This window comes from Paractinoplanes toevensis, from assembly GCF_018332695.1.
Classification (GTDB): Bacteria; Actinomycetota; Actinomycetes; order Mycobacteriales; family Micromonosporaceae; genus Actinoplanes; species Actinoplanes toevensis.
The window spans coordinates 1-12,085 of sequence record NZ_BOQN01000033.1 but is presented as its reverse complement, the minus strand read 5'-3'; the positions used below and the strand labels follow the sequence as shown (position 1 = coordinate 12,085).

Annotated in this window: 13 protein-coding genes; 4 read left to right on the top strand and 9 right to left on the bottom strand. The window is 71.1% G+C overall.

Annotation, left to right across the window (positions count from 1 at the left end):
• Nucleotides 1-13: 13 nt before the first annotated feature.
• The 6 genes from Ato02nite_RS11900 to Ato02nite_RS11875 all read right to left on the bottom strand — a co-directional run bounded on the left by Ato02nite_RS11900 (nucleotide 14) and on the right by Ato02nite_RS11875 (nucleotide 4,561).
• Entirely contained in the window at nucleotides 14-913 is a 900-nt protein-coding gene (locus Ato02nite_RS11900) for a diacylglycerol kinase family protein (protein ID WP_213006527.1), read from the bottom strand.
• A gap of 14 nt (nucleotides 914-927) precedes the next feature.
• Entirely contained in the window at nucleotides 928-1,896 is a 969-nt protein-coding gene (gene tatC / locus Ato02nite_RS11895) for a twin-arginine translocase subunit TatC (RefSeq protein ID WP_213006526.1), read from the bottom strand.
• A gap of 9 nt (nucleotides 1,897-1,905) precedes the next feature.
• Nucleotides 1,906-2,229, bottom strand: a complete 324-nt coding sequence (tatA, locus tag Ato02nite_RS11890) for a Sec-independent protein translocase subunit TatA (protein ID WP_213006525.1) — start codon at nucleotides 2,227-2,229, stop codon at nucleotides 1,906-1,908.
• 164 nt (nucleotides 2,230-2,393) lie between these two features.
• On the bottom strand, nucleotides 2,394-2,603 hold the full coding sequence (locus tag Ato02nite_RS11885) for a hypothetical protein (RefSeq protein ID WP_213006524.1): 210 nt from the start codon (nucleotides 2,601-2,603) through the stop codon (nucleotides 2,394-2,396).
• A gap of 9 nt (nucleotides 2,604-2,612) precedes the next feature.
• Nucleotides 2,613-3,578, bottom strand: a complete 966-nt coding sequence (locus Ato02nite_RS11880) for a helix-turn-helix transcriptional regulator (RefSeq protein WP_213006523.1) — start codon at nucleotides 3,576-3,578, stop codon at nucleotides 2,613-2,615.
• Complete coding sequence (locus Ato02nite_RS11875; protein WP_213006522.1) at nucleotides 3,575-4,561, bottom strand: helix-turn-helix transcriptional regulator; 987 nt, start codon at nucleotides 4,559-4,561, stop codon at nucleotides 3,575-3,577. Before Ato02nite_RS11875 ends, Ato02nite_RS11880 begins: the two co-directional genes overlap by 4 nt.
• A 68-nt stretch (nucleotides 4,562-4,629) precedes the next feature.
• Between Ato02nite_RS11875 and Ato02nite_RS11870 the strand changes: the two genes are divergently transcribed.
• Complete coding sequence (locus Ato02nite_RS11870; protein ID WP_213006521.1) at nucleotides 4,630-5,646, top strand: cation diffusion facilitator family transporter; 1,017 nt, start codon at nucleotides 4,630-4,632, stop codon at nucleotides 5,644-5,646.
• Between the two features lie 11 nt (nucleotides 5,647-5,657).
• Entirely contained in the window at nucleotides 5,658-6,743 is a 1,086-nt protein-coding gene (locus Ato02nite_RS11865) for a DUF3866 family protein (protein WP_213006519.1), read from the top strand.
• Here the strand turns inward: Ato02nite_RS11865 and Ato02nite_RS11860 are convergent.
• From Ato02nite_RS11860 to pafA, 3 genes are all read right to left on the bottom strand, one after another.
• On the bottom strand, nucleotides 6,694-8,175 hold the full coding sequence (locus tag Ato02nite_RS11860) for a GGDEF domain-containing protein (protein WP_213006517.1): 1,482 nt from the start codon (nucleotides 8,173-8,175) through the stop codon (nucleotides 6,694-6,696). The genes Ato02nite_RS11865 and Ato02nite_RS11860 overlap by 50 nt on opposite strands.
• A 65-nt stretch (nucleotides 8,176-8,240) precedes the next feature.
• Nucleotides 8,241-8,432 (bottom strand): hypothetical protein, encoded by a 192-nt coding sequence (locus tag Ato02nite_RS11855; protein ID WP_213006516.1) that lies wholly within the window; start codon nucleotides 8,430-8,432, stop codon nucleotides 8,241-8,243.
• A gap of 23 nt (nucleotides 8,433-8,455) precedes the next feature.
• Nucleotides 8,456-9,814, bottom strand: a complete 1,359-nt coding sequence (gene pafA / locus Ato02nite_RS11850) for a Pup--protein ligase (protein ID WP_213006515.1) — start codon at nucleotides 9,812-9,814, stop codon at nucleotides 8,456-8,458.
• A gap of 128 nt (nucleotides 9,815-9,942) precedes the next feature.
• Here pafA and Ato02nite_RS11845 point away from each other — a divergent pair, with 128 nt between their 5' ends.
• Nucleotides 9,943-10,869: a dTDP-glucose 4,6-dehydratase gene (locus tag Ato02nite_RS11845; protein ID WP_213006514.1), complete on the top strand. Its 927-nt coding sequence runs from the start codon at nucleotides 9,943-9,945 to the stop codon at nucleotides 10,867-10,869.
• 43 nt (nucleotides 10,870-10,912) lie between these two features.
• Nucleotides 10,913-11,746 (top strand): patatin-like phospholipase family protein, encoded by an 834-nt coding sequence (locus Ato02nite_RS11840; protein WP_213006513.1) that lies wholly within the window; start codon nucleotides 10,913-10,915, stop codon nucleotides 11,744-11,746.
• Nucleotides 11,747-12,085: the final 339 nt, after the last annotated feature.

The window sequence follows — 12,085 nt, the reverse complement described above, 5'->3', positions numbered from 1 at the left end:
CGGTCAGAACCCGTCAGACCAGCAGCCGCAGGGCCCCGGGAACGCAGGTGATCTCCAGCGGCAACGGCCCGATCCGCTCCCCGTCCGCGTAGGCGACGATGCCGTCGGCGTGCAGCCGCACCTGCCGCGCCCGGAACGTGCGGACCCGCGGATCGGTCACGTGGGTGCCGCGGCGCAGGCGGGGCTTGAGGCGGGTCATCGCGACCCGGCTCAGCGGCGCCGCGATCACCACGTCGAGCAGCCCGTCGGCCGGATCGGCGTCCGGCAGGATCCGCAGTCCACCGCCGTAACTCGGGCAGATGCCGACGGCGACCAGCGTGCCCTCGAAGCCGTGGTCGGCGCCGTCGATCTCCAACGCGTAGACCCGCGGCCGCACCCGCACCATCTCCAGGACGATCGCCAGGTCGTACCGCCGCGGTCCGCGCGGCCACCGCATCCGGTTGGCCCGCTCGTTGACGATCGCGTCGAAGCCGGCCGCCAGCACGGCCCCGAACCACCGCTCTTCCCGGTCGGTCCCGCTGGTCCGCGCAAGATCAATGGCCCGGCTCCGGCCGGCCCGAAGGGCGTCGGCAATGGCCGACGCGGCCCGCAGAGGATCGGAGGGTACGCCGGTCCCAGCCGCGAAATCGTTGCCCGTCCCGGCCGGCACGACCCCGAAGCCCACCTCCCGCGTGGCGGCGGCCTGCAAAGCCTGGTGCACGGTGCCGTCACCACCCACGGCGACGAGAGCGACCGCCCCGTCGGCGACGGCCCGGTGGCAGGCCTTCTCGGCCTCCTCCGATGTGTGCGCGTCGAGCAGCCGCACCGGACGGCCGGTCGCCTCCAGACGCTGCACCACCCCCGGAAGCAGACCGCGGTGCCGGCCGCGCCCCGCACGGGGGTTGGCCAGCACCGCGATGTCACCGCTCGTCATGGCGGGTGACGTTACTACGTCATGTCGTCGAAGCGGCCCTCGATCGGCAGGGGCTTGCTGACCGGCGTGGGCGACTCGATCGGGCTGGGCGCCTCGATCGGATCGGACGCGCCGACCGGCACCCGGTCGTCCTCGTCGAGCGGCGAGATCGTGTCGTCGTCGAGATCGGCGTAGATCTCCTTGCCGCGGCCCTTGCGCTTGTCGTAAAGGAACGCGACGCCGACCGCGATGAAGTAGAGCAGGGACATGCAGGCGGCGAGCAGCGTCATGCCGAACGGGCCGGGGTCGGGCGTGGCGATGGCGGCAAACGCGAACGACAGGAAGATCACGATCCGCCACCAGCTGAGCAGCCGGCGGGCCGAGACCACTCCGGTGAAGTTCAGCATCAGCAGGATCAGCGGGAACTCGAACGCCGCGCCGAACAGCAGCAGCATGCTGGTGACGAAGCCGATATAGCTCGACACCTCGAGTTTCGTCGACTCGCCGAGGACGCCGGCCTCCATGATGAAGGCGAGGCTGTGGCCGACCACCAGGTAGGCCAGGACCGCGCCGACCGAGAACAGCGGCGCCGCGATGGCGACGAAGATGTAGGCCCATTTGCGCTCGTGCCGGTGCAGACCGGGGGCGATGAACGCCCAGAGCTGGTAGAGCCAGACCGGGGCACCGACGATGATGCCGACCCATAGCGCGATCTTGAGCCGGAGCATCAGGCCGTCGCCGACGCCGAGGACCACGAAGTCGCAGTACTGCGTGCCGTCGGCCCGCACCGCCCATGAGGACGGCAGATCGCAGTATGGCTCCTTGAGCAGGCCGAAGACCCAGTTCGACACGATGAAGCCGACGATCAGGCCGACAACCAGACCGAGCGACGCGATGAAGAGCCGGTTGCGCAGCTCCCGGATGTGGTCGATCAGCGTCATCGAGCCGTCGGCGGCCTGCTCGAACTTGCTAGGTTTCCCCGGACGGCGAAGGGTCAGCGCCATGATCTCGGATCAGCGGTCGTTGGTGCGCTGCACCGGGTCGACGTAGGGCTGAGCCGGCGGCTGCTGCTGGTACTGCGGCTGGCCGGGCGGCGGCGGGGCCTGCTGGTAGCCGTTGGGCTGCGGCACCTCACCCTGGATCGGCTGACGTGAGTACTGCGGCTCGGCCTTCTCGGCGACGTTGTTGTCGTCGTCGATCAGGCCCTTGGTCTCCGCCTTGATGATCCGCAGCGACCGGCCCAGCGAGCGGGCAGCATCGGGGAGCCGCTTCGCACCGAACAGCAGCACCAGGACCACCACGAAGATGAGAATGTGCCATGGCTTCAAAGCGCCCATGGGATAACTCCAGTCGGTCGGATCAGTTGTGCGGGGTCCATCGTACGTGTCGTTTCTGGTGAAGTAGCCCACCGGACCCCGTGGGTTTTGCTCCTGGCCGCGAAGTCTTGGACAACGGGGAAGGAACGCCGCACGCTACCGGCCCTTCACAAGATCTGTAAAGGTTACTGGCGGCTCACCTGGGCGGAGACGGCCTCGACCCGTTCCTGCAGGGCCTCGACCTTCTGTTGCAGGGTGAGTGCCTGGGTCTGCCGGGCCTGCAGTTTCCCGGCGGCCCGGCGCAGCGCACCGAGACGGCCCAGCAACGGCACGGCCGCGGCGATCAGAATGATCAGCGCGACGACGACTACGGCGATCCACACCCAGAGCAGCACCCGGCCACCCTACCCGGCGGGGCTGCTGTACTGGTCGAGCGCGGCCGCGGCCTGCGCCCGGATCCGGTCGAGAAGTTCCGGCGGGCCGACCACGATCACGTCCGGGCCCAGGCCGAGCAGCAGCCGCTGGGCCCAGCCCAGGTCGGTGACCCGCATGGTCACCACCCACTCCTCGCCGGTGCCCTCCCGGCGGATGTCCTCGACCGGGTAGTACTCGGTGATCCACCGGCTGTGCCGGCCGATCCGCAGGGTGACCAGCGGCAGGTCGGCGGTGGGCCGGAAGACGCCGTCGGTGACGTCCTGGGGCACGGCCGCGGGCGGCGGCGCGGACGGCTCGTCCAGCTCGGTGAACGCGTCGATCCGGTCGACCCGGAACATCCGGACGGCCTCGGCGCGGCGGCACCAGGCCTCCATGTACGCGCGCCCGTCCACCATGACCACCCGCATCGGATCGACCACGCGCGACGTGGTCTCGTCCCGGGCAGCGGTGTAGTAGGTCATCTGCAGTGCGTGCCCGCCCTCGACCGCCGCGCGGACCCGGTCGAGTTTCTCGGCGTTGGCCGGCAGCTTGACGGCGACCGGCGCGTCGGCCAGGTCACCGGCCGCGTTCTCGATCTTCGCGAGGGCCCGCTCGATGACGTCGCGGGTGCCGGTGCCGGGTGTCTCGGCGAGCATCCGCAGCGCCACCACCAGGGCGAGCGCCTCGTCCTGGGTGAGCTTGAGCGGCCGGTCGATGCCGGCGTCGTGGCTGATCGTGACCCGGTCCCCGTCCAGCGCCATGTCGATGAGGTCCCCCGGGCCGTACCCGGGCAGGCCGCAGACCCACAGCAGCTCGAGGTCCTCGCGCAGCTGCTTCTCGCTGACCCCCTGGTCGGCGGCGGCTTCCGAGACCAAGATCCCCGGCCGAGCGAGGAGATAGGGGACGAGGTTGAGCAGGCGCCCGAGGCGATCGACGGAGGGTTTCGGCCCGGTCATGCCGCAACCACGCCGTCGTGCCTCGTCATGACCTCCTTGAGCAGCTGGATCACGGCCTCGCGCACCTCCGGCGGTCCCTCGACCCGGACGTCCGGCCCGTAGCCGGCGATGGTGGCGGCGAGCCGTTCCGCGTCCGCGTACGGAAGGGTCAGCTTGTCGCCCTCCGGACCCGGCAGCGTCTCGACCGCCCATCGGCGCAGGCCGGCGGCCTTGCCGGGCTTGGCCACCACCGAGGCCTGGCCGGTCCACGGGGTGCGGCCGTCCCAGCCGGAGACGTGACTGATCAGGTCGACCTGGGCCGGCGGGGTGAACGCGCCGGGCCGGCCTACCGGGCGCACGTTGCCGACGATGCGGGAGAGCCGGAAGCACCGGGTGGCGTCGCGGTCGCGGTCGTGACCCACCACATACCACCGGCCGCGCCAGCAGACCACGCCCCACGGTTCGAGACGGCGGGTGGCCGCGTCGTCGACCTCCGGCACCCGGTAGCTGAACGTGACCGCCCGCCGGTCCCGCGCCGCGTTGGTCAGCGGCCCGAACGCCGGGTCGACGGTGACCACCGGCTCGACGCCGAGGGTGGCCTGCGGGTCGACCTCGACCCCGGCCGCCCGCAGCTTGGCCAGCCCGGACGACGCGGCGGCGGCGAGGCCGGCGTGCTGCCAGAGGCGGGCCGCGATGCCCACCGCGGCGGCCTCGTCGGGCTCGAGGATGATGTCCGGCAATGCGTACTCACGGTGCGCGATGCGGTAGCCGGGCTCCTGGTCGAAGACGCTCGCCGTACCGGTCTCGAGGGGCACGCCGAGCTCGCGCAGCTCGGCCTTGTCCCGCTCGAACTTGCGCTGGAAGGCTTCGTGGTCGCGGGGGTCCTCGGGGTCGTGCTCGTAACCGGGCACGGTCGCGGCGATCTGCGCGGCGGTCAGGAACCTCCGGGTGGACAGCAGGCAGATCACCAGATTGACCAGGCGCTCGGTGCGGGTGCGCGACACGAGACGCAACGCTAGCAGCCTGCACGCCCCGACGGTTATTCGTGACCAGCCTGGAGAAGGATGGTGTCGTGACATCTGAAGAAGAGGCACCGGTCGGCCTGGCCGCGGCCGAACCACTGGCCGCCGGCGAAGCAGACACCGAGGGCAGCGAGAGCATCGGCACGGTCATCCTGGCCGGCGCGGCCAACCTCGCGATCGCCATCGCGAAGCTGGTGGCGGGCCTGTTCTCCGGCTCGGCCGCGATGCTGTCCGAGGCGGTCCACTCGCTGGCCGACACGATCACCGAGGTCTTCCTCTACGTCGCGCTGGTGCGCGGCCGCCAACCGGCCGACGAGGAACACCCGTTCGGGTACGGCAAGGAGAGTTTCGTCTGGGCGTTCATCGCCGCCCTGTTCACCTTCGTCGGCGGCGCCGGATTCTCGATCTACCACGGCATCACCAGTATCGTGGCCGACGAGAAGAGCGGCGAGTTCCTCTGGTCGTACCTGGTGCTGGCGATCTCCTTCGTGGCCGAGGGCACCTCGTTCCTGCGCGCCCAGCGCCAGGTCGCCGGGGAGTCGCGGCGCTGGGGCGTGACCCGGTCGCGGTTCCTGCGGCTGACCCCGGACACCACGGTGAAGGCCGTCTACTTCGAGGACTCGGCCGCCCTGATCGGCCTGATCCTGGCTGGGCTCGGCCTCGGGCTCACCCAGATGACCGGCGACGAGGTGTGGGACGGCATCAGCTCGATCGCGATCGGCGTCCTGCTGTTCCTGGTCGCCGCGATCCTCGCGCACAGCAACGCGTCGCTGCTGGTCGGCCGCTCGGTGCCGCGCCGGATGCACCAGCTGATCCAGGAGGACCTGAACAGCATCCCGATCGTGGTGGCGGTCCCGACGCTGCTGACCATGCAGCTCGGGCCGGGCGACATCCTGGTCGCCGCCAAGGTCGACTTCGACGACGACGTGAGCGGCGGGGAGATCGAGGAGGCGTCCGACGAGGCCGAACGCCGGTTGCGCACCCGCTACCCCGGCATCCGGTACGTCTTCCTGGATCCGACGCGCGGGAAGGCCGGCAGCAACCATCTCAACGGCGGCGTCGAGTAGCCTCGCCGGTCATGGTGCGATGGCGGTCCGGGACAGTTCGGGCAATTCGGCGACGGTGGCGGGGCGCGGTCGAGCTTGCGGTGACGGTCGGCGATCAGGAACTGCGCGCGCTCGCCTATCCCGAGCTGGTCGGCGAGCCCGAGCCCGGCGACCGGGTGCTGCTCAATGTGGGCGCGCTGGTGATGGGCCTGGGCACCGGCGGGTACGCCCTGGTGGTGGCGCTGCCCGACCGGCTGCCGCCCGACCCGGTCGACGACGGCGCCACCCGCGACGCCGGTCACCTGGTGAAAGCCCGGTACACGCCCCTGCAGCCGATCCTGCTCGGCGTCGACGAGGAGGCCTCCCCGCATCGCGCGGTGATGGCCGCCGCCGAGTCCCTCGACGGCATGCCGGTGGTCACCGCGGACCTGCATTCGGCCCTGCCGGCCATCCTGGCCGGCATCCGGGCCGACAATTCGACAGCCAGGGTCGCGTACGTCATGACCGACGGCGGAGCGCTACCGGCGTGGTTCTCCCGCACCCTGGACGGGCTGCGTGACCACCTGGCCGGCACGGTCACCACCGGCCAGGCGTTCGGCGGTGACCTCGAGGCGAGCACCGTGCACACCGGGTTGCTCGCCTGCCGGCACGTGCTGGGCGCCGACATCACCGTGGTGGCGCAGGGCCCCGGCAACCTCGGCACCGGCACCACCTGGGGCTTCTCCGGGGTGGCGCTGGGCGAGGCGATCAACGCGATCGGCACCCTGGGCGGGCGTCCGGTCGGCTCGCTGCGCGTCTCCGACGGCGACGGCCGGCCCCGGCACCGGGGCGTATCGCATCACTCGCTCACCGCGTACGGAAAAGTGGCCCTGCTCCCCGCCGACCTGCCGGTGCCGGACGGCCTGGACCCCGCCCTGGCCGCGGTGGTCGATGCGGCGCTCGCGCCGCTCGCCGAGCGGCACCGCCTGGTCCGCGTCCCGGCCGACGGCCTCGACGAAGCCCTGCGAAAATCGCCGGTCGGCCTGTCCACCATGGGCCGCGGCCTGGACCAGGACCGCGCCTACTTCCTCACCGCGGCAGCGGCGGGACGGCATGCGGCGTCGCTGCTGACGCCATGATCCGGTTGCGGCCGGCCGCCTTCGCCGCGTAGAGCGCCTCGTCGGCCCGCTGGACAAGTTGGTCGCTCGTCTCGGTGTGATCCCAGACCGCGATCCCGGCCGAGAACGTCTGGCCGCCCGGGGTGGCCCGCAGAGCCCGTTCCAGCACCGCACTCGCCTCCTCGGCGTCCGCACCGGGCAGCAGCGCCACGAACTCCTCGCCGCCGTAACGGGCCAGCAGGTCGACCCGGCGAAGCGCGCCGTACCAGGCCGCCGACGACTCCTTGAGCAGGCGGTCCCCGGCCGGGTGGCCGTGCGCGTCGTTGTACTGCTTGAACAGGTCGAGGTCGAGCACCGCGACGCTGATCGCCCGGCCGTCGCGACGGGCGGCATCGAGGGCCCTGGGCAGCTCGTCGTTCCAGGCCCGACGGTTGGGCAGACCGGTCAGCTCGTCCTGGCGGGCCATCTCGGCCACCCGTGCGGCCTGCTGTTCGATCTCCCGCACCAGCTGCGCCATCCGGATCACCACGAGCAGGAACAGCGTGGTGCAACAGATCGTGATGGCCGTGCCGTTGGCGACGCGGCCGTGGCCCTGATGCAGCTGCAGCGCCAGCAACCCGGGCGCGACCAGCGACGCGGCGGTGAGCAACGCCAGCTGGATCCGGCCGAGCCGGGCCGGCTGCAACGCGTTCGCGGCCCCCACGTCCTTGGCCTTCGCATGCAGCGCACCGATGCCGAACAGCACGAACGCGGCGAGGAACACCATGTCGATCGAGCGGTGCACCCATTGGGTGGCCTCCAGCTCGGCGCCGACCGTGCCCAGGTCGCCGATCACCACCCAGGCGATGTCGCCGAGCAGGAACGCGCCGAGCGAGGCGGTGATCCACCAGAACGGCGCGCCGCGGCTGCCGCCGCCGCGCAGCAACCGGGTCATCAGAGCGAGCAGCAGCAGATCACCGATCGGGTACGCGGCCTGCACGCCCCGCCCCAGCATGTCGATGTCCTGGCCCGCCGTGACCGGTTCGATCACGTAGACCCAGGCGAGCAGACCCACCCCGGTCGTGATGGTCAGGACGTCGACCAGCGCCGTCCAGTTGCCGCGCGGCTCCCGGCGCCGGATCAGCAACGCCAACCCGACCCCGCAGGCCGGGTAGAGCAGCAGGAACAACGGATCCGAGAGGCTGGGCATGCTGTCCCAGCCGGCTACCTCGGAGCAGTAGATCGAGACCGGGATGCCGGTGACGTTGGCGCCGATCCCGAACGCGAAACACCACCAGGGCAGCCGGTCGCGGCGTGGCAGGCGGTGCGCGCCGATCAGGATGCCGGCCACGCCGAGACAGCCGACGGCCGTCTGCCAGCCGCTCTCCCACCAGCCGTCGGCCGGGATGAGCTGGTACCCGGCGATGACCGCGACGGCGATCGCCGCGTATATCTTCCAGCCTCGCCCGCTCATCCGGTCAATGACACCGGCACCCGGTAGCGAACCCCGGTGTTCACCGGTTGCGGTTCGGTTGCCGCTCAGCTTTTCAAGATCAACGCCAGCCAGCCGAGCAGGAAGACACCCAGCACGGCGGCCAGGACCCAGGTCGGGATGCGGTGGCCGCCGGCGCGGTTGCGGCGGACCTCGGCCCGGATGCGGTCGCGGCGCCGCTGCAGGCGGCCCCACGCGACGTCTTCCGCGGTGCGTTCGGGCTGGTCGGGCTCAGTCATGACCCGACCAGCCTAAACCGCGGTCACATGCTGGCGATCAGCCGCTCGACCCGCTCGTCGTAGGCGCGGAACGGGTCCTTGCACAGCACCGTGCGCTGCGCCTGGTCGTTCAGCTTCAGGTGCACCCAGTCGACGGTGAAGTCGCGGCGCTTCTCCTGCGCGTGCTTGATGAACTCGCCGCGCAGCCGGGCCCGGGTGGTCTGCGGCGGCGTCTCCTTGGCCTCGAAGATCTCCAGGTCGTTGGCGATCCGGTCGACCTGCTTGCGCTTCTCCATCAGGGCGTACAGCCCGCGGCCGCGGCGCACGTCGTGGTAGGCCAGGTCGAGCTGCGCGATGCGCGGGTGCGACATCGGGATCTCGTGCTTCGCCTGGTATTTCTCGATCAGCTTGTACTTCGACACCCAGTCGATCTCGCGGGAGACCGTGTCGAGGTTGCCGCTCTCGACCGCGTTGAGCACCCGGCCCCACAGCTCGACGACCCGCTTGGCGGTCTGGTCGCCGCCGCGCCGCTCGACGAACTCGGTCGCCTTCGCCAGGTATTCCTGCTGGATCTCCAGCGCGCTGACCTCTTTGTTGTTGGCCAGGCGGATCTTGCGACGGCCGGTGACGTCGTGGCTGACCTCACGGATCGCCCGGATCGGGTTTTCCAGCGACAGGTCGCGCATGACCACGCCCGCCTCGATCATCCGCAGGACGATGTCGGCCGAGCCCACCTTGAGCAGGGTGGTGACCTCGTTCATGTTGGAGTCGCCGACGATCACGTGCAGCCGCCGGTAACGCTCGGCGTCGGCATGCGGCTCGTCGCGGGTGTTGATGATCGGCCGGGACCGGGTGGTGGCGCTGGAGACGCCCTCCCAGATGTGCTCGGCCCGCTGGGACAGGCAGAACACGGCACCCCGCGGCGTCTGCAGAACCTTGCCGGCACCGCAGATCAACTGCCGGGTGACCAGGAACGGGATGAGCACGTCGGCGAGCCGCCCGAACTCTCCGTGCCGACTGACGAGGTAGTTCTCGTGGCAGCCGTACGAGTTACCGGCCGAGTCGGTGTTGTTCTTGAACAAGTAGATCTCGCCCGCGATCCCCTCGTCGTGCAGCCGCTTCTCGGCATCGACCAGCAGACCCTCCAGGATCCGCTCGCCGGCCCGGTCGTGCGCCACCAGATCGGTGACCGAGTCACACTCGGGCGTTGCGTACTCAGGGTGCGAGCCGACATCGAGGTAGAGACGGGCACCGTTGCGAAGGAAGACGTTGCTGCTGCGCCCCCAGGACACCACTCGGCGGAACAGGTAGCGAGCCACCTCGTCCGGTGACAGCCGCCGCTGCCCCCGATAAGTACACGTGACTCCGTACTCGGTCTCGAGGCCGAAAATTCGCCGTTCCATGACGAAACACTAGCCTCATCCGGCACCCATTGGCAGTCACCAGCCGCGCATTCCCCGGCACTGCGCGTCCGCGCCAGCTCACCGGATCGGGTGCCGGCCAGGCCGGCCCGGCTAAACTCGCCGGTGCGATGAACCTCTTGGTCACCGGCGGCGCCGGCTTCATCGGCTCGCACTTCGTGCGGGCGGTCCTCGCGGACCGTCTGCCGGGCCTGGAGGGTGCCTCGGTCACGGTCCTGGACAAGATGGCGTACGCGGGGAACTTCGCCAACCTGGGCCCCGTCGCCGAGAGCAAGCGGCTCGATTTCGTCCCGGCCGACGCGTCCGACGCTCCCGTGGTCGGCGCCGCCCTGCGCGGGCACGACGCCGTGGTGCACTTCGCCGCCGCCGGTGTGACCGGCATCGAGGTGCTTCTCGAAGCCGCCCACCGGCTGGACATCGCCCGTTTCGTGCACGTCTCCACCGGTGACGTCTACGGCTCGATCGACAGCGGCGCCTGGACCGAACGCTCCCCGCTCACCCCCACCACTCCCGCGGCCGCCGCCCGGGCCGGCGCCGACCTGATGGCCCTCGCCTACCACTGCACCCACGGCCTGCCCGTCGTGGTGACCCGCGGCAGCGACAACTACGGCCCCTACCAACACCCCGGCCGGACCATCCCGAGGCTCGTGACGGCCCTGCTGGACGGGCGGGCGGCCCCGCTGAGCGGCGACGGCGGCCGGGTGCGCGACTGGCTGCACGTCGACGACCACTGCCACGGCATCGCCCTGGCCCTGCTGGAGGGCCGCCCCGGCGAGATCTACCACGTGGCCGGCACGGTGGAGCTGACCGAACGCGACCTGACCGGCCTGATCCTGGCCGAGCTCGACCTGACCTGGGACCACGTAACCGCGACCCCCGGCCACAAGACCGGCGACCACCGCCGGGCCCTCGACGACGACAAGATCCGCCGCGAGCTCGGCTGGCGCCCCCGCATCGAGTTCAGCTCCGGCCTGGCCACCACGATCGCCTGGTACCGCGCGAACCCCACCTGGTGGCGCGCCCTGCAGTCCGAATGACCCGGCTGCGCCCATTTGGGCCGGACGTGCTACCCATTGATCCATGGACACCGCTCTGGTTCTGGGCGCCGGTGGCATCACCGGCATCGCCTGGCATCTCGGACTGCTGACCGGCCTGCGCGACGCGGGCGTCGACCTGACCACGGCCGGCCTGGTGGTCGGCACCTCGGCCGGCTCGATCGCCGGCGCCGTCGTCGCGGGCGACATCGACCTCGCCGACGCCGTGCGCATGGAGGCACAGATGGGCGAGTCGGACCCGCCGATCGAGCCGGACTGGCAGCGTGGCTCCCGCGCCTACGCGGTGCTCACCGACGAGAGCCGGGATCCGGCCGGCATCCGGGCCGAGGTGGGCGAACTGGCCCTGGCCGCCGACGTGGTGACGGAGGCGGCCTACGTCGCGCTGCTGACCCGGCGCCTGCCACTGTTCGAGTGGCCGGCCCGGCCGCTGCTGATCACCGCGGTCGATGCCGCCACCGGCACCCCGGTGGTGTGGGACCGCGCGTCCGGCGTGCCACTCGACCGCGCGGTCGCGGCCAGCTGCGCGGTGCCGTGCATCTTCCCGCCGGTAACGGTCGACGGCAGCCGCTACATGGACGGCGGCGTCCGCTCCGGCACCAACGCCGACCTGGCATCGGAGGCGTCCCGGATCGTGGTCCTGGCGCCGCTCGCGCCGGTCCGCATGCACGGCGCCCCGACCGCCGAGATCGACGCCCTACGGCAGCGTTCGAAGGTCGCCCTGATCGCCCCCGACGAGGAGGCTCTGAAAGCCCTGGGCCCGAACGTCTTCGACGCCGCCCGGTGGGAGCCGGCCATCGAGGCGGCCATAGCCCAGGGCCGCCGAGTCGCCCCAGAGGTAGACGCGGTCTGGCACGGATAGACGCGTTCGCCGGAATGCCGGGTGTCCGGTCGACGAAACCGGCGACCCGGAAGACCCGTGTGGAATCCGCAGTCCGCAGGGCCGGCCCGCCGTCGCGTGCAACGCAACCGGGCCCCCGGTGGCGCCTACGCGAGGCCTCCCGGATAGTTGCCCAAGGTCTCGGATACTGGGCGACAGTCTCGCATCCCGGCGCCGGTCCTGCTGCGTGGACATCGCTTCCACATCGTGAGCCGGACCGTCGCCGAGAACCATGACATGCCGCATATATGCCCCACCGGCGACTCGGCCCGACTCGACCTTGTCGAGTTGCCGCGCGGACCTTGGGCTCAACCAGTGGTT